Origin of the sequence: Chroococcidiopsis thermalis PCC 7203, from assembly GCF_000317125.1 — a bacterium.
GTDB lineage: Bacteria > Cyanobacteriota > Cyanobacteriia > Cyanobacteriales > Chroococcidiopsidaceae > Chroococcidiopsis > Chroococcidiopsis thermalis.
In genome coordinates this window covers 876,197-893,646 of the sequence record NC_019695.1, presented here as the reverse complement: position 1 = coordinate 893,646, position 17,450 = coordinate 876,197, and the positions used below count along the sequence as shown (strand labels likewise).

Genomic DNA, 17,450 nt, shown 5'->3' with positions numbered 1-17,450 from the left:
GGGATTCTAAACTGATGCTACGTGGTGGGTTGAAACCACACCACTTCGCTTCTGTTTAACTGACCAGAGACGTATTCTCTGGGGGGCAGTCAAAGACCCCCTACCGATTCCACTTAGGTCTAACCCAAGTGTTACCGCTACTTTGCGAATAATATTTGCTGCCGCTTGAGCATCACAATTGACATACCAATTATTAGCCGTTCGGTACAATCCGCGCTTAACTCGCTTTCCTGACGCTCTCCAGTTTGTGGGTTTTTCACCATGTTTGGGGAGAGTGTCATTATCCAAAAACGAAGCGGCGGAAGTATTGGCCTCCTCAGTCTCTACAAATTTAATTCCGTATTGTTGACATAACTGACTAACCCTTTTTTTGAGTTTTGCGGTCGGAATTTGCACAAAAGATTGAGTCGATTTGCCTAGTTTAACTTCTTGTCTTTGTCCCTGATTCCAGCCAAATACTACTGTGCCGATGCGATTTTCAATACAGTGATTAATAACTAACCTAGCTGCCTTATTTATCGCGTCCCTCATTTGTCGATTGCGTTTTTCAGTTATTGCGGCAAGACGATTAGACCACAAGCCTTGAGATTTGTTTTCTTTAAGTGTAGAAACTTGTTTGTTGTACCAACGATTCAGCGATTTAACGTGCCTACCATCAACAATAAAACTAGTACCAACGTTAGAAACACAAGTCAACCAATTGCTTAAGCCAGGGTCAATACCTAGCACGTTATTTGAGTCTACATCCACCTCAACAATATTAGTTTTGTAGATAAACTCAACATAAAAACAGCGGTTTCTTGGCAGTATTCGCAGTTCTTTGATATCGGCAAAGTTCAGGTTTGACGGCATCGGCACGAAGAAACAATCCAGCCCAAACCAGCACTTAACTTGCTTTCCCAACGGGATTCTGATTTGGTTGTCTACCAACTTGAGTGCTTGCTTGGGATAAGAGACGAGCGCAAAACCTCCCGACTTACGATATTTAGGCGGTTTGGGCTTGTCTACTATTTTCCCTCGATTGAAAGCTTGTTTTAACTTTTTGAATGACTCGAATGATTCAGATACAGACCTTAACACTTGTTGGGCTGCTTGCGAGTGCAGTGCCTTGAAATGTTTGTTGGTCTTATATTCTGCTTCTAAATCATACTTACCAAGGAACTTTTTAGTTTTAAAGTAGATTTGACGGGCATAATATATGCCACAATTAATCAAAGAGTTAGCGGTTTTGCAGACGAACTCAAGAATCGCTTCTAGTTCATTTTCTGGGTGCAATAAAATCTGTTGGTATCCGTACAAACGCATCATCTCCTAGTTAATTAATATACAACAAAGTGAGAGCTTTAAATATTAAGATATGGTCAAGGCAGACGGATGGTTTTAACCATCCATCGCTTTTCATCCCAGTCTCTTTAGAGACTGGGATGAAAAGCGTTCCGACTCTCTCGGTAAGGGAACACACACTCATTCCAATTAAGATATGTTAAGCTTGGCTCGAACCCTCAGCCTTCCCGGACGATGACCATGCTAGCAGCGATTCTCTACGATCTCGACGGTACGATTGTCAATACCGATCCACTGCACTTTCGCATATGGCAAGCACTCTTGAAAGAGCATGGTATAGAGATCGATGAAGAGTTCTATAAAAATCGCATGAGTGGCAGGCTGAATCCATTTATCGTGCGAGATTTATTTCCAGAATTCTCTTCTGAAGAGGTGATAAAATTTAGCGATCGCAAAGAAGCAGAGTTTCGCGAACTAGCAGCAGAATTGACACCAATACCGGGACTGTTAGAAGTGATTGCTTGGGCTGATGAAAGAGGAATCAAACAAGCCGTAGTCACAAATGCTCCTCCAGAAAACGCTAAGCACATGTTGAGCGTTTTGAACTTAGAACACAGATTCGAGCGGGTGTTTGTCTCGCAAGAAATCGGCATGGCAAAACCCGATCCTGAACCCTATCTCTACGCACTGGCTTACTTTGGCTTAAATGCTCAACAAGCACTTGTATTTGAAGACTCCCCTTCTGGCATTCGTTCCGCTGTGGGTGCGGGAATATCTACAGTAGGAATCGCCTCCTCTCAGACACCAAGCGAACTGTACGATCTGGGTGTTATGCTTGCCATTCCTGACTTTAAGGACTCGCAATTATGGAAACTGTTGGGTAAGTCGGGAGTCGGGAGTGGGAGAGTGGGAGTCGGGGAAGAGAGCTGAGGGAGCAATTTAAAATTTAAAGTTCAAAATTCACGCACCATGCACCAGTAATACCTGACTAAACTACCGCAGACTCTAACATTTGAATTGTTCCTTTTGCAGCATTGATTTCAACTTCTAAACCCATTGGTAGTGTCAATATAGTGTCAATGTGACCGATCGCCGCACCATACCAAGCGGGAATTTTTAATGGTTGAATGTGGTTCCAAACAACTTCCTCTAGAGTTAGAGAACCATAATCGGCATCTGGAGTACAGTTAGGACATTGCCCAAATATAAAACCTGCTAGTTTATCGAAGATTCCAGCTAATTTTAACTGTGTCATCATGCGATCGAGTCGATAAATATTTTCGCCAATATCTTCTAAAAATAAAATCGCTCCGTTTAGATTCGGCAAGTATGGCGAACCGACAATTGCCGATAGTACAGATAGATTTCCTCCCAATAACCTACCTTTAGTACGACCAGAATTAATCGTTTGAATTCGATATTTGACTTGCATTAAACGATCTGTATCGCTGCCATCTTTGAAGTTTTTAAACTCTAAAGATTCACCCGCAAATAAGATGCGTCGAAAATAATCTGTTTGCTCTGCATTCCAAGAAGAAAAGCCATTTGGTCCATGAAAAGTGACTAGATTAGTTCGAGCTGTAATCCCTAAAATTAGAGCAGTAATATCGCTAAACCCAACAATAATTTTGGGATTTTTACGAATTAATTCGTAATCTAAATATGGTAAAATCCTGCTAGAACCCCATCCACCTGTAATAGGCAAAAGTGCAGCAACTTTAGGGTCGGCAAAAAACTGATTTACATCAGCAGCGCGATCGCGGTCTTGTCCAGCAAGATAACCATAGCGATCCAAGACATGAGGTGCAAGTTTCGGTTCTAACCCCAATCCTCTCACAGCATCGCGGACAATATCTAAATTTTCTCGCACAAATGTCGCCCCAGCAGGGCTAATAATTCCGACAACGGAGCCGGGTTTTAGTCTTGCAGGTTTGATGATGCGGGAGTCGGGAGTCGGAAGTCGGGAGTCGTAAGTAATTTTGCTTCCTTGTCTCCCTTGTCTTCCTTGTCTCCCTTGTCCAAGTACGGGTGTAGACATAGCACCAATACCAGCAATAGCGATCGCGCTTCTGAGAAAATGACGGCGTGGGAACATTGAGCTTAGCGATTTGGCGTACCAGCTAGCCGAGCAAAAGCACTCTCGACATCTGGGGGTAATTGACGCATAATTTTACCCTTTTCGCGATCGACTGCTACTAATATGACTCTTGCCGTTACATACAATTCTTGACTGTCGGGAGATTGAATTTGATAATCCCAATTGATCCGCACGCCTTCCATATCCGCCATGCGAGTTCTAACTACAGCATCCATCCCCATTTTGATCGGACGGTGGTAGCGTACTGCAATTTCTACTACGGGTAAGTCGCAACCCAAAGCGACTAAGTCAGCAAAATTAATCCCAATCGATCGCAAGCATTCTACCCGCGCTTCTTCCATCCAGGCTATGTACGAACCATGCCAAGCGTTACCACCATAATCTGTGTGATGTGGCTGCGCTCGGACTGGATATTCAAACCAATCGGTAAAGGCTACATTAGGTAGGTTGGTTGGGGACTGTTCTGGTGCTTGACTCACTTATACTTCATCGGTAATAGGTCATAGGTAATGGGTAACAGGGATAGTTAATGGTTAATGGTTGATAGTTGATAGCAACTAACTACCAACTATCAACTACCAACTACCAATTACCAACTACCATCTGCCATCATACTTTAACAAATGTCCACTCCAAACTTTTCATCGGTGCGGTTTGTAATTGCTCTGTCAGTTCGGCATTACTACCAAATTGTAGTTGGGAAAGGTATGAGGCTTCTACGTTGACAGTAAACTCCTTATCTTCAAAGCACCAAGGAGTAACGGTAACTTTGCCATCCTGCAACTGAATAATATCGTAGCGATCGCCATCTGGTCCTTTCCCAATTTCTAATGCGCGTTCGTCTACTGGTAATTGACGATTACAGAGAATTAATGAAAGGCGATCGCACCACTGAAAAAAGGCATAAGCTTCTTCAGCATCTTTCTGACTAATTTTAAGTTCTTTTCTATATTGTTTTTGTAGCTCTAATTGTTCGTCAAGAAACTCATCGAGTTCCGATGACTCTCCCCGTTTTCCTTCATTCAAAAAACTAGTATGCATAGAAGTTAGCATTGTCACCCACCGTCCCCGATAGCGTGCGTTGGAAATGTGCTGTTTCAGCTTGGGTAGATGAGTACTAGTATCGAGAGTAAAGTCTAACGGCGCGCCAGCTGGGGTGAGATTGTTTTCTTCCCATTCTTTTTCTAAATCGTCGTGGTGGGAAATTGCAGCTATAGTTTCGTAAATCCGAGGTGGGAAATCCTTACGTCGCCAATGTCCGGCAATTTGTGCTGCAAGTAGCGCATGAGCGCGATGATAAATAACTTCCCAACCTGTTTCAGTTTGATTAGCAATCATATATCAGTTATCAGTTTCATTGAGCTGTATTTAATTTCCCTCAAGGCAGAGAGTAAAAAGTGAATGGTGGATAAACATCTAAGAGTTACACCATTTGGTTACTGGTCACTAGTCACTGTTCGCTGGTTTAATCCCCACCTAATTCGACAATCTTGCCAATATTAAAATCTATCCTGATCCAGCCTTTAAGCCTGCGGAGATTGTCTAACAACAAGAGGGGAATTTGCCAATGGTGTACCATCAAAAACGGCAACGGATCGTCGATCGCGAAAATTGCATCCTTCCCACGCAAGATGTTTTTGCACCAGGTCTGCAATTGTGGAAAAGAGCGAATTCCAGTGAGCCGCCAGAGTTCGTGATAAGTCCAATAAGTAGGCTTGCTGGTCGATAAGGGTTGCAACGGATATATTGTAGGGGCGGGTTCACCCGAAATATTGTTGATGAACGAAGAATTCAATAAACCCGCCCTCGACGTAGAGGTATTACATGTAACGTCTCTACAAAATGCATCGGCTACCCCTGGATGATTATAAAACATTGTAATTGCTGAGTGGGTGCGGGGGTTGCACTCGATCGCGTAAACGTTTCCATCCTCAGCTTGAATAAAGTCAAAAGAAGCTTGTCCGGTAATTCCTAATTCTTTGACAAAATGACGCACCCATGCAATTATTTCTGGCTTGTCAACGTTTTCATAATTGACTTGAAAAGCCGAAGACTCGCAACAGCAGTGCATTCTTAATTCCCCATTGCGGACGGTACTGTGGGTGCAGTATTCCTGTCCTGGGATAAATTCTTGCATAATCCAGGGTTTTTCAGGACTAATTGGCAGACTATTGACAAAAGCTGCTGTTTCTGCTGGAGTAGCACATGGTAGCTTAGTTAAGTTTAAGCGACGTACCGAGTCGTAGGGAATGCTTTTGAGGATATATGGACGTTCCGCATCGGAAAAGTCAAAGTTAATGACTTGTTCTGGATTGGTAATTTTGAAAGATTTGGGGACAGATAAACCGAGCGATCGCGCTTTCTCGGCAAACTCATACTTATCGTCTAACATCTGCGTTACCTCTGCATCGAAGTGAAACACCTCGCAGCAGCCAGATAAAACTGATTTAGCCACAGAGTCATAGTAGCTGGCGACGGGACTACAGACGGGAACGTAGACATCGATATTTTCTTGTTTGGCGATCGCCAGCAATGCTTGTGAATAGGCTTCCGGGTCTTTTTCCGGCGCGGGAACGGTATAAAAGCGATCGACGGCGTTAGAAAATCGATGTCCGGTCAACCAATATTTATGAGTTTCTACCAACACCACCCGATGTCCGACCATATGAAACGAACGGGCAAGTTGCAGGGCTTTGGTCATCTTCCCCCCCGTCAGCATGATGTTTTTGGGGTGAGATACAGGTAAGATGCCCCGGTCACGAAACGGCTTGCTGACGAGATTCCACAATAACGCTGTCAAAACAACGATACAGTTGAAAGGAAAGGCGATCGCGAGTAGAAGTAGCGTTCCCAGATTTTGGAATACTGCAAATATCTGCATGGTAGGGGTAATAGATTGTGGTAAAAGCATGGCACTGCCATGCTTTTACCGATTTATATGCGCCGAATAATCGTCAAACCATCGCGTAGCGGTAGCAAAACCTGTTCCACGCGAGGGTCAGCAGCTACGATGCGGTTAAATTGGGCGATCGCTTCTCCGTTCGGGGTGCGCTGGTCGGGTGGCAGGTATGGTTGCCCTTGCAACAAGGTGTTATCGACGCAGATAAATCCTCCAGAGGGTACTAAATCTGCATCTAGCAAGAGGTGGAAATAATCTACGTACTCCTTCTTATCGGCATCGATAAATACCAAGTCAAACGACTCTTTCGCGGCTGCCAGTTTTTGCAATGTTTCCATAGCTGGGGCTACTTCCACAGAAATTTTGCGTCCGTGGGGAGATGCTTGAAAGCAGTCGATCGCAAAGTCTGCCACGTATCGATCCACTTCACAAGCGACTAGTCGTCCGTCTTCTGGTAAAGCCTCTGCCATCGCTAATGCAGAGTAACCCGTGAACATTCCAACTTCCAAAATACTTTTGGCTTTGGTCATGTGGACGAACATTTTTAATGTTTGTCCTTCCAGATGTCCAGACAGCATTTCCTGTTCTAACTGGCGGACTGTCTCCTGGTCAGAAAATCGTTTTTCCCAAGGTTCAGCACAGGTTTTTTTTGCTAGTGCGGCGAGGGCAGCAGATTCTTCGGTAGAAACAGCTTCGATATATGGATCGATGCCTGCGGCGAGTTGCCACACCTGCTGAATTTTGGCAGCTACCTCTAAAGAAATGTTTTGTTCTTTCGCCACTAATTCTAGGATGTGCTGCAATTGCTGCACCAGAATCCCCAAGGGCGTAACTGGTCTTGCCGTATTTTCTTTCTGAGGTGCGATCGTCATGGTCTATACGCTCCCTACGAGTTCGGGTTCTTGTACCATGTAAGCATCAACACCGTCGCCACCGCGAGGATATGTCGCGCACAGTTGCTTGTGTTCGGCTAAAGCAGCATTCAATTCTTCCCGCGTCAGGTCGTTGACGAAGAAGCAAGTCCCGATAGGTTTGGGCATGGCGGCGCGTAGTTTGCCGTCTCTGGTTTGCATAATCGACTCAGTTGCCTGCCAGAGAAGATCGCCTTCTAGTAGGGGATGGTCGAGGGCTAAGCCGATCCGACTCATTAAACCAAGGATGCGATCGCGGTCTTGGGTAGAGATGTAGCCGCGTTTTGCTGCAAGAGTGGCGGAGAATGCCATGTCAATATTCACAGCGTGACCGTGGAAAATTGGTACGTTAGGGGCGAGTTCTAAAGTCGGACTCCAGGTATGACCGTAGGCAATGACGCGATCGAGGTCGATTTCGTGCAGGTTCGGAGTTTCCAACTCGATCATCGTTTTGATCGATTCGTAATTGACTTTGTAGGCAATTTCCTGAAGTTCTGGTGTTGCATCCACATAACCGAAGTGAGTTTGCAGCAGTTGTTCGCCGTACTTCTCTAGTAAATTGAAGACTTCAGCGTTAGCAACTACGGCAATTTTTACCAGTTCTGCCATGCCGTTACGCACTTGGGCTGTAGGTAGGGTGCGCAAGAAAGAAAAGTCAAGGATGACTTGTTTAGGTGCGTGGTAAGCGCCCAAGCGGTTTTTTAGTTTCTTATGGTTAACTGCAACTTTAATTGCTACTCCAGCATCGATCAAACCGATCAAGGTCGTTGGGACGCGGATGAAGTTAGAGTTACGACGATAAGCAGCACAGGCAAAACCAGCTACATCTGTGACTAATCCACCACCAACAACCAAAACTGGTTCTTTGCGGACTAAGCCGAACTCGGCAAATGCATCGATAATTGTCTCGAAGGTCGCGATCGTCTTATTCGGTTCGGTGATGGTGATGGGGAATACCGTCAGATCGATGTTGTAATGCTGAAAGTAAGCTTCAATTTGTTCGCCATACAATCGATAAACATTGGCATCGATGACGGTTAAACAGCGTCCGTATTTTTGATATTGGTCGGCAATTTCACGGTTGCTAATGTCAAAAGCACCATTAATGCAGAGGAGGCTGAATTCAATCTTTTCGTAGCCTTCAACGTGAAAAGCTGTTTCAGTCGCCGTGAACTTTGCTTGTACTTCGCTCATGAATTTTACCTGTGTGAATTAGTCCAACAAAAATTAGCGACTTGCATGTAGCGCCGCAAGACCAAGTAGATGCAAAAGAAGATCTGCGAAAGCACATTGGATATAGTAGTAAATACTTACCCAATTTTTGACTTCACTTGTTTCTATTGCCTCTAACGACTCGCCACCGTGTTTGGAGATGCGATGACAGAAAGCCTAATAAGTTCGCGTTAATTAGGGTGGCGATCGCAAAGTTTGCGCTAAACGCTACACTACTCCTTCGGAGAAGCAAGCTACGTGAACGCTAACGCAATTTCTGCACGCCCTTTACTCTCAGCTACACATTCATAGCTGGCACTGCTCTTATTAGGTCAAAAAATACATTACTAAAAGCCAAATTAGTTATCTCCTAGTGTGTTCCCCGCTCTGAATCCAGAGGGCAGAAAAGGAGGAAAAAACTAACATCGGCAGATTTCTATTGCGCTTTGAGAGCCAAATGCCTCTTACAATACATTAGCAGCAAGTAAATATTATTTGCAATCCTTGACAAAAACAAACCTTTATAGAAGACAAAAATTTGTCGCAATTAAACATTGCTTAAACTGTCACTCGGAATCGCTTATCTTACTGCTATTACCTTATATTTTGCCGAATCTGCGATCGCGGTTGACAATCTACACAAAACACTGAAATCTCCGACCTTTGACAAGCCTAAATGCTTGGTTTTGAAGTAGTTTTACTAATGAGAATAGCGGCTATGGCTATCAAACTACCTCTTTCATCTCCAGGTTTCCATTTGAGATTGCAACCGTAATTAACTTTCTGCTCTGGATTTAGAGGAGATCGATTCAGTTCAACATTGGGCTTGTATTGCAAGTTTTGCTCCCTTATGGACTTTGCCACACTTAAGGCGATCGCAGCTATGCCAAGGCACTCGCGTGCTTGAGTCTATTTACGTTACATCACAAAAATAAACTGAAGCCGAAATTTCTGTCCTCAGTCCAAAGTAGGAGTTGTATTTACTGTCAAAAAATTGACGGCGATCGCCACGATCGTTCATACAACACTACCTGCGTATTCTATCAAACTCAGCAATTATTTACAATAGTTTACATGAAATTGAGAGGCGATCGCCAAATATTTTCTCTATATTTTATTGACTAATTTCAGCACACAATTTATTACTTTTATAAGTATAGATAGATGTAGTCAGTTATCAGTTATCAGTTATTCAGTGGTGATGGGTAGTTGGTAGTTGGTAGTTGGTAGTTGTCCCCCTTGTCCCCCTTGTCCCCTTGTCCCCTTGTCTCCTTGTCCCCTTGTCCCCTTGTCCCCCTTGTCCCCCTTGTCCCCCTTGTCTCCCTTGTCCCCCTTGTCCCCTTGTCCCTACTCCCTGCTCCCTACTATTACAGAATTTAAAGTTATGTAGCCTTTTACTGAAGTGGATTCGGACTCTACGGTAAACTAAGCCTTGATTATGAGTCTATGCCAACATAAAACGCTCGTTGGAGTCTTAATTTCCATGTCTCATACCGTTAAAATCTACGATACCTGTATCGGCTGCACTCAGTGCGTGCGGGCTTGCCCGACAGACGTGCTAGAGATGGTTCCTTGGGATGGCTGCAAAGCCGCTCAAATCGCTTCCTCTCCCCGCACGGAAGACTGTGTAGGCTGCAAGCGCTGTGAAACAGCTTGTCCCACCGACTTTTTAAGCATTCGCGTATATCTCGGTGCGGAAACCACTCGCAGCATGGGTCTAGCTTACTAGAGTTTGATTTAAATTCTCTAGAAGCTAGAAATAAAAAAACAACATTTTGATAGCTAGTACCATTAGACGATTGCCTTTTTTAGCTGCGTGTAACAATCCAGCTGCTTTCGGGAGGGGGGAGAACACAAGCCACCCTCTTTTTTTGATGAGGGAGCAGGGAGCGCACGAGCAGAGGGGAAAGACAAGGGGGAGGGGGGAGACAAGGAAGACAAGGGAGAGGGGGGAGACAAGGAAGACAAGGGAGAGGGGGGAGACAAGGAAGACAAGGGAGAGGGGGGAGACAAAGAAGACAAGGGAGAGGGGGGAGACAAGGAAGACAAGGGAGAGGGGGGAGACAAGGGAGAAAAAACTACCAACTACCAATTACCACTAATAACTGATAACTATCAACTAAGTAATACTGCTTAATTCTTGCAGGAGCAACACCTGTATGACATAAGTCATCAATTATAGAATAGAGAAATTATTTGTCGATTCAAACTAACCCCGATAGATTAACTTATAAAATCCAAAGAATAGAAGGAGTGAAACATGTGCGGAATTGTAGGCTATATCGGTACTCAAGCAGCAACCGGAATTTTACTGGCGGGTTTAGAAAAGCTAGAGTATCGGGGCTACGATTCTGCCGGAATTGCTACGGTGTGGGAAGGCGAGATTCACCGCGTCCGTGCTAAGGGTAAGTTACGCAACCTCCAATCAAAACTTAACGGACAAGAAATTCCTGGTTTAGTCGGAATCGGACATACACGCTGGGCAACCCACGGAAAACCGGAGGAACACAACGCTCACCCACATTTAGATACTTCAAAACGGGTAGCTGTAGTGCAAAACGGTATTATCGAAAATTATCGAGAGCTACGAGAAGAATTAAAACAGCTGAACTATGAGTTTGTAACTGAGACTGATACTGAAGTTATTCCCAATTTGGTAGCGGAATGTCTGAACCAAATGCGGCAGAGTGGCGAAACTGAAAAATTCTACTCTCCTTTGACGGAAGCAGTGCGGCGAGTCGTGAATCGCTTGGAGGGAGCATTCGCGATCGTGCTTTTGTGTGCCGATTATCCCGATGAAATTGTGGTGGCGCGACAACAAGCGCCCTTGGTGCTTGGTTTCGGGCAAGGGGAGTTTTTCTGTGCTTCAGATATCCCGGCGATTTTACCCTATACTCACGCGATCGTACCGTTGGAAAACGGAGAAATGGCGACTCTTACGCCTTTGGGAATTGAAATTTACAACTTTGCGGGCGATCGCCTTAAAAAACATCCCCATTTGCTCAGCGGTACTGCTGTCACAATGGAGAAACAAGGCTTCCGTCACTTCATGCTCAAAGAAATTTACGAGCAATCGAGTGTCGTGCGGATGGTTTTAGAAACTTACATTAGCAACGATTGGACTGCTGCATCTACCACCAGTCCGATTAATTTGAGCTTACCAGCAGAGTTCTACACCGACTTGGAACAAGTTCAAATTGTGGCGTGCGGTACGAGTTGGCACGCTAGCTTGGTGGGTAAGTATTTACTGGAGCAGTTAGCACAAATTCCCACACAGGTACACTATGCTTCAGAGTTCCGTTACGCGCCGCCGCCTCTGATGCCGAATACGTTGATTGTGGGCGTGACGCAATCTGGTGAAACGGCTGATACGCTGTCGGCGATCGCTATGGATAAGCAACGCCGTGCCGAAAAAACGCCACAATTTCGTCCTCGTCTGTTGGGAATTACCAACCGAATGCAAAGTTCGCTAGCTCGACTAGTAGACTACACGATTGACATTCAGGCTGGAATTGAAATTGGCGTAGCCGCGACAAAAACTTTTATTGCCCAGTTGGTTGCTTTTTATTGCCTCGCCCTCGATCTGGCGTATCGCCGCCAAACTCTATCAGCGACTCAACTAGAGCAAATCATCGGGCAACTGTGGCAACTCCCAGCCCAGATCGAGTCAATTTTGGAACAGCAAGAGCGACAAATTGAAGAACTCGCCCATGAGTTTACCGAGACGCAAGATTTTATTTTCATCGGACGGGGAATTAATTATCCGATCGCGCTGGAAGGGGCGCTGAAATTGAAGGAAATTAGTTACATTCACGCGGAAGGCTATCCAGCGGGAGAGATGAAACACGGACCGATCGCTTTGTTGGATGCTAAAGTCCCTGTCGTGGCGATCGCTATGCCTGGTAGCGTCTATGAAAAAGTTCTTTCTAACGTACAGGAAGCTAAAGCCCGCGACTCGCGCTTAATTGGCGTTGCTCCCATGCACGACGAACACGCCAAGGAAATATTTGACGATACACTCCCCGTCCCAGTTGTGGATGAAATCCTTTCTCCCATTCTCTCTGTAATTCCATTACAGCTACTTGCCTATCACATTGCTGCAAGGCGTGGCTTGGACGTGGATCAACCCCGTAATTTGGCTAAGTCCGTTACCGTAGAATAAAACTTTGAAAAAAGTCGATTTGTGCAAGATATAAATCGACTTCTGAATTTGTCACTATGAAATTAATTCTCGTTCCAAAGTTTGCTCGATCGCCTGTAAAGATTGCTGATTGACCTGCAAACACTTCCATCCTCTATTTGCAGTGATAGTAAAAATTAAACCTCCCTCTCTCAAAGCACTGAGTACTTGCCGCGCTGTATTTTTGTTAATGGCAACTTTTTGAGCAATAGTTTCTACCGTCATCGGTTCTTCACCGCTACAACAGTCAAGTATTTCTAAAGCTAATTGATAAGGTTGAGCTAAATATGGTCGCACAACCTGTTGAAATGGTTGCGGTAAACAGTGACGAAACCAAAGAATAAATTTTGTTGCTGTTTGAATTTTTTCTACACTTTTTTGATTCACTTGCTCTGGTTATCAGTTATCAGTTATCAGTTATTAGTTATCAGTGAGTATTTACAACTAGACCATCTACAAGCAGCAATGCTTTTGTTGCCCAGAAACCGTTTCAATGGCTAGCCACTGGTCACTGGTCACTGAATTGCTCCCTTTTAGGGACAACTTCATCCCTTAGAGGGATATAAGAATTCTATGACTGATGCGAATATCAGTGTATCTACCGAAGGACGGGTAATTGACTGATTATCTCTCACCCGATTTCAGTAAATGTTCGGTGGACTTTGTAATTTATATTGAATTGACTGCGACAAAAACTGTTTTTTCAGGTAATTTTTTAAACTGTTGAGATCGAACTGGTTGAGGTTAAATATGAGTCTAATTCAAGTCGCCTTGGTTGAAGACCACACTCTTACCCGCTTAGGAATGCGGACTGCTCTAGAACAGACTCAGAAAGTAAAAGTGGTTGGCGATGCTGCTAATGCCCATGATGGGTTACAATTGCTGCAAACGACTAAGCCAGACGTGGCGATCGTTGATGTAGGCTTGCCAGATATGGATGGAATTGAATTAACTCGTAAATTCCGCGAGTTTCAAAGTCAAACGCCAGACTGCAAGACTAGAGTTTTGATCCTGACTTTAAACGATCGCGAAGATACTGTTTTAGCTGCTTTTACGGCTGGAGCAGACTCTTACTGTATGAAAGATACCAGTATAGATCAATTGGTCGAAGCGATAGAAGCGACCTACGGCGGTGAAAACTGGATTGATTCGTCAATTGCCCGGATCGTGTTGAAAGAAGTCCGTCCGGTTGGTGCTAAGCCAACGGTGGCGATCGATGCCATAGAGCCAGAATACACTCAAATGCTGGCAGCGACTCCCCTCACCGATCGCGAACTCGACGTGTTAGCGCTGATTGTGGCGGGGCATAGTAATTATGACATTGCCGATAAACTCTACATTACAGTTGGCACTGTCAAAACTCACGTCCGTAATATTCTCAATAAGTTATGCGTCAACGACCGGACGCAGGCGGCTGTACGCGCCCTCAGAGCTGGGTTGGTAGCATAATTTATCCAGAAATGTTATGACGTGTAGAGACGTTACATGTAACGTCTCTACACGTCATGTCTCTATATGTAATAAGTTTCTTGTTTAAAAGGTCTGAAGCCGCGATTGAGGTAGTTGGGCATGGCGGCTGGGTGGTCTAAAGTGCAGGTATGCAGCCATATATAATTTTCGGTCAAATCCCAAGCTCGTTCGATCGCTACAGTGAGTAGGTGTTTGCCCAATCCCCTGCTCAAAAATTCGTCGAGAATACCAAAATAAGCAATTTCTACCGATTTATCTTCGTGTTGTTTTAATTCAAAAAATCCGGCTGGCGCACTCATAGAATACAGAACCCAAATAGAAATGTTGGGTTGTTTGAGATGATTTTTAATTTGAATATCTGTCCAGTTGAGGCGATCGCACCAATGGTATTTACGTCCAACTTCCGTGTAAAGATAGCGATAAAAGGAAGCCGGACATTCAACGACCTGATGAATTTGCAGGCGATCGCTTTCTATTTTGGCAGGTTTTAATTCGTCTGCCGCTGTCATTTTTAAATAGGTACGGGTGACTTCAATTTCTTTTATCATTGGTCGATGAACGGACTTAAATAATTGTAAACGAGAACCCAGCAAGATATTATAAAAGTTATAAACTATATTACATTTTTTAAATGAATTGTATGGGGCAAGTTATAAAATCCACCGACGTGATATTTTCAAATAGATTTATAGCAGTTTTCAGTCACATGAGGTACACAGATCTGTAGGGGGCGCTTTCTCTGTGCGCCCCCTACAAATGTAATGCATTAGAATTGGAATTACTATATACAGGTATTAAATACGAGTCTTTGACATCGTTGGCAAAAAATAGTGAAAGTCATATCTTGAAAAGTTTTTTCTTTGTCGGTGGCGTGCTGCTAATTCTGTTTGGATATTTTGGTTTAAACTATTCTGGCTTCTGTTTTGCAGAAATGCGTTACCTAAGTAAAGAAGAAAAAATTAGAGCAGTATTCGATTACCTAAATAGCCGAGATACATTACCTCTGGACAATGCCCCAGATCCCAAGCACGTCAAGGATAAAAGCTTTGATGGATATAATCTCGCTCACATCAAGTATAAAAGCTTCGATGAGCATATAGCATTGTATCCAGAATGCTGTTCCGTTAATCCTGGCGGCGGTTATGAAGTTCCTCCTGTAAATTTTCTCGATCGCATTTTTGGATATGATTCGGGCGATGTTGTAGTGATTAATTTTCAAGTACGTTATTTAGATGAAAATGGTTCGCTCAAAACAGTAGAAAATCGCTTTGATAGCTACTTGCAAAACTGTGGTAAACCTCAATGATAATTCCCTCTCTATTAATCGATTAGTCACTAATAAATGTTAACGGATATAGCAATTCTCGATTGCGTGCGTGACATTTGTAGGGGCGCTTTCTCCGTGCGCCCCTACAGATCGTGTGTTTTACCCAATCGAAAACCGCTATAACCGATCATCGTTTCTTGGTCGATTTAGCCGATCGCGATTTTGTGGCTGCACCGTTTTGTGGTGTTTGTCGTTGGTTGGCAGCTTGAGTAAGCAGAGATTCAGCAAAGGCGATCGCATCTTGGGCAGATTTACCACCAGCGAGATTTGCTAGTTCCTCCCGCCGCGTATCAAAATTATCCAGAGCTGCAACTCTCACAACCGTCCTAATTTCTCCCGATCCCGGTACGGGCGGGTTTGTCTGAATTGTTTGTTTGTCCCCAGGCGTGTCTGATAAACCCGCCCCTACGACTCCCGACTCCGGTACGGGCGGGTTTGCCGGGATTGTTTGTTTGTCCCCAGGCGTGTCTGATAAACCCGCCCCTACAATAACTTGCTTATCTACCCGAAAATGACGATCTGCCATTGCTGCAACTAAGGGTTGGTGGGTGACGCACAACACTTGGTGACGTTGGCTGAGGTGGTGAAGTTTATCGGCGATCGCTTGGGCGACTCTTCCCGATACGCCAACATCAATTTCATCAAAGATGAGCGTTCCCGATGCTTCGGCTTGGGAAAAACAGGCTTTGAGGGCGAGTAAAAATCGACTCATTTCACCCCCAGAGGCGATCGCAATTAAGGGTTGTAATGGTTCGCCAGGATTGGGGCTAAACAGAAAAGAAATTTGGTTGTTTCCGGTGGCTGTAGGGACTGTAGAGGCTATTTCTACCTGAAATTGAACTTTTTCCATCGCCAAGGGTTTGAGTTCTGCAAGAATCTGTGCTTCGAGTTTGGCGGCGGCTTGCTGGCGCAGTTGGGTGAGTCGATCGCATTCCTGCAACAGTCGATCCAGATATTTTCGTTCCTGTTGTTCCAAGGCTTCAATCGATTGTTCGCTATCGTTGAGTTCGGCGAGTTCTGTTTGAATTTTTTGGTAGTAGGCGATCGCTTCTGGGAGAGTACCGTATTTGCGGCACACCAGTTTCAATTCGCGAATGCGGGATTCAACGATTTCTAGCCGCTGCGGATCGGATTCTAAACTTTCTCCATAAGCGCCGATCTGCCGTCCTGCTTCCGTGACTGCTGCTAGTGCTTCGCCCACTAAATCGAGGATTGGTTGTAGCTGGATGTCATATTGCACCATATCTGTCAGCGTAGCTTCCGCGTCTGCTAGCAAGTCGGCGCTGGCTTGTCCGTCATTCTCATTTTGATAGAGGACTTGATAGACTTTGTAACTCGACTGTTGTAGTTCTACAACATGGCTGAGGCGTTGGCGTTCCTGTTCCAGTTGTTCTAGTTCGTCTGGTTCGCCCAAACTAGCTGTTTCTAATTCTTTGACTTGATAAGTTAGTAAGTCAATTTGTTGCAACCGCTGGCGATCGGACTGTCGCCGTTTTTCTAAATTAGTTTTAACTTCTTGGTATGCGGTATAGGCAGTTGCGACAACTTCCCGTTGTTGAAAGTGACTTGTACCACCATATAAATCTAGCCATTCTCGTACTTGGGCTGCTTGTCCTACTTGTACGGCTTGCCCTTGGGCAGTAATTTCTACCAAGCGATCGCGTAGTTGTGCCATTTGCTGGCGGTTGACGAGTACCCCATTGACTCGCGATCGGCTGCGGAGGCTATTTTGAGCTACGGTTAACTCGCGACTGCATATTAAGGAATTATCGTCAAGTAGTTCGATTTCTTCTGTAATTAGCCAGTCAGCCAAATCTTTATCCAATCGAAATGTCGCTTCAATCAAGGCGCGATTTGTTCCCGTGCGGATAGCGCGACTATTGACTTTTCCACCCAAAGCTGCATCGATCGCATCCAAAATAATCGATTTACCAGCACCAGTTTCGCCTGTGAGGACATTCAGACCAGTGCCGAATTCCAACTCCAGCTGGTCAATTAAAGCAAAGTTTTCAATCTGGAGGGAGATTAACATGAAGTGCTATATCGTGAGGGCGATCGCATACTTGCCA

16 protein-coding genes are annotated in these 17,450 nt (G+C 44.6%); 6 read left to right on the top strand and 10 right to left on the bottom strand.

Features of this window, described 5'->3' with window-relative positions; all coding sequences use genetic code 11:
* Positions 1 to 6: 6 nt before the first annotated feature.
* Positions 7 to 1,299: an RNA-guided endonuclease InsQ/TnpB family protein gene (locus tag CHRO_RS03905; RefSeq protein WP_342669324.1), complete on the bottom strand. Its 1,293-nt coding sequence runs from the start codon at positions 1,297 to 1,299 to the stop codon at positions 7 to 9.
* A 225-nt stretch (positions 1,300 to 1,524) separates the two neighbouring features.
* Between CHRO_RS03905 and CHRO_RS03900 the strand changes: the two genes are divergently transcribed.
* Positions 1,525 to 2,214 carry an HAD family hydrolase gene (locus tag CHRO_RS03900; RefSeq protein WP_015152880.1) on the top strand — a complete coding sequence of 230 codons (690 nt, stop codon included), beginning with the start codon at positions 1,525 to 1,527 and terminating at the stop codon, positions 2,212 to 2,214.
* 58 nt (positions 2,215 to 2,272) lie between these two features.
* On the opposite strand, the gene CHRO_RS03895 is transcribed toward CHRO_RS03900, so the two are convergent.
* The 6 genes from CHRO_RS03895 to CHRO_RS03870 all read right to left on the bottom strand — a co-directional run bounded on the left by CHRO_RS03895 (position 2,273) and on the right by CHRO_RS03870 (position 8,386).
* Positions 2,273 to 3,379, bottom strand: a complete 1,107-nt coding sequence (locus tag CHRO_RS03895; RefSeq protein WP_015152879.1) for a S66 peptidase family protein — start codon at positions 3,377 to 3,379, stop codon at positions 2,273 to 2,275.
* A gap of 5 nt (positions 3,380 to 3,384) precedes the next feature.
* Positions 3,385 to 3,861 carry an acyl-CoA thioesterase gene (locus tag CHRO_RS03890; RefSeq protein ID WP_015152878.1) on the bottom strand — a complete coding sequence of 159 codons (477 nt, stop codon included), beginning with the start codon at positions 3,859 to 3,861 and terminating at the stop codon, positions 3,385 to 3,387.
* Between the two features lie 130 nt (positions 3,862 to 3,991).
* Positions 3,992 to 4,720 (bottom strand): DUF3891 family protein, encoded by a 729-nt coding sequence (locus CHRO_RS03885; protein WP_015152877.1) that lies wholly within the window; start codon positions 4,718 to 4,720, stop codon positions 3,992 to 3,994.
* Positions 4,721 to 4,847: 127 nt separating this feature from the next.
* A complete protein-coding gene (locus CHRO_RS03880) occupies positions 4,848 to 6,293 on the bottom strand; it encodes an ATP-grasp domain-containing protein (protein ID WP_015152876.1) in 1,446 nt (481 codons plus the stop codon).
* Between the two features lie 23 nt (positions 6,294 to 6,316).
* A complete protein-coding gene (locus CHRO_RS03875) occupies positions 6,317 to 7,153 on the bottom strand; it encodes an O-methyltransferase (protein WP_015152875.1) in 837 nt (278 codons plus the stop codon).
* Positions 7,154 to 7,156: 3 nt separating this feature from the next.
* Positions 7,157 to 8,386: a sedoheptulose 7-phosphate cyclase gene (locus CHRO_RS03870; protein ID WP_015152874.1), complete on the bottom strand. Its 1,230-nt coding sequence runs from the start codon at positions 8,384 to 8,386 to the stop codon at positions 7,157 to 7,159.
* Positions 8,387 to 9,887: 1,501 nt separating this feature from the next.
* On the opposite strand from CHRO_RS03870, the gene psaC reads away from it, so the two are divergent.
* The 3 genes from psaC (at position 9,888) to glmS (ending at position 12,566) form a co-directional block, all read left to right on the top strand.
* The gene (gene psaC, locus CHRO_RS03865; RefSeq protein WP_012411495.1) at positions 9,888 to 10,133 is read left to right on the top strand and encodes a photosystem I iron-sulfur center protein PsaC; all 246 of its coding nucleotides are present in this window, start codon (positions 9,888 to 9,890) and stop codon (positions 10,131 to 10,133) included.
* Between the two features lie 145 nt (positions 10,134 to 10,278).
* Entirely contained in the window at positions 10,279 to 10,506 is a 228-nt protein-coding gene (locus tag CHRO_RS31080) for a hypothetical protein (protein WP_181824268.1), read from the top strand.
* A 158-nt stretch (positions 10,507 to 10,664) separates the two neighbouring features.
* On the top strand, positions 10,665 to 12,566 hold the full coding sequence (gene glmS, locus CHRO_RS03855) for a glutamine--fructose-6-phosphate transaminase (isomerizing) (protein ID WP_015152873.1): 1,902 nt from the start codon (positions 10,665 to 10,667) through the stop codon (positions 12,564 to 12,566).
* Between the two features lie 54 nt (positions 12,567 to 12,620).
* Here the strand turns inward: glmS and CHRO_RS03850 are convergent, their stop codons facing one another.
* Positions 12,621 to 12,971: a winged helix-turn-helix domain-containing protein gene (locus CHRO_RS03850; RefSeq protein WP_015152872.1), complete on the bottom strand. Its 351-nt coding sequence runs from the start codon at positions 12,969 to 12,971 to the stop codon at positions 12,621 to 12,623.
* Between the two features lie 363 nt (positions 12,972 to 13,334).
* Between CHRO_RS03850 and CHRO_RS03845 the strand changes: the two genes are divergently transcribed.
* Positions 13,335 to 14,033 carry a response regulator gene (locus CHRO_RS03845; protein WP_015152871.1) on the top strand — a complete coding sequence of 233 codons (699 nt, stop codon included), beginning with the start codon at positions 13,335 to 13,337 and terminating at the stop codon, positions 14,031 to 14,033.
* A 62-nt stretch (positions 14,034 to 14,095) separates the two neighbouring features.
* Here CHRO_RS03845 and CHRO_RS03840 read toward each other — a convergent pair whose 3' ends face one another.
* Positions 14,096 to 14,602, bottom strand: a complete 507-nt coding sequence (locus CHRO_RS03840; RefSeq protein WP_015152870.1) for a GNAT family N-acetyltransferase — start codon at positions 14,600 to 14,602, stop codon at positions 14,096 to 14,098.
* 296 nt (positions 14,603 to 14,898) lie between these two features.
* On the opposite strand from CHRO_RS03840, the gene CHRO_RS03835 reads away from it, so the two are divergent.
* Positions 14,899 to 15,360 carry a hypothetical protein gene (locus CHRO_RS03835; protein ID WP_181824267.1) on the top strand — a complete coding sequence of 154 codons (462 nt, stop codon included), beginning with the start codon at positions 14,899 to 14,901 and terminating at the stop codon, positions 15,358 to 15,360.
* A gap of 148 nt (positions 15,361 to 15,508) precedes the next feature.
* On the opposite strand, the gene recN is transcribed toward CHRO_RS03835, so the two are convergent.
* Positions 15,509 to 17,413 carry a DNA repair protein RecN gene (gene recN / locus CHRO_RS03830; RefSeq protein ID WP_015152868.1) on the bottom strand — a complete coding sequence of 635 codons (1,905 nt, stop codon included), beginning with the start codon at positions 17,411 to 17,413 and terminating at the stop codon, positions 15,509 to 15,511.
* Positions 17,414 to 17,450: the final 37 nt, after the last annotated feature.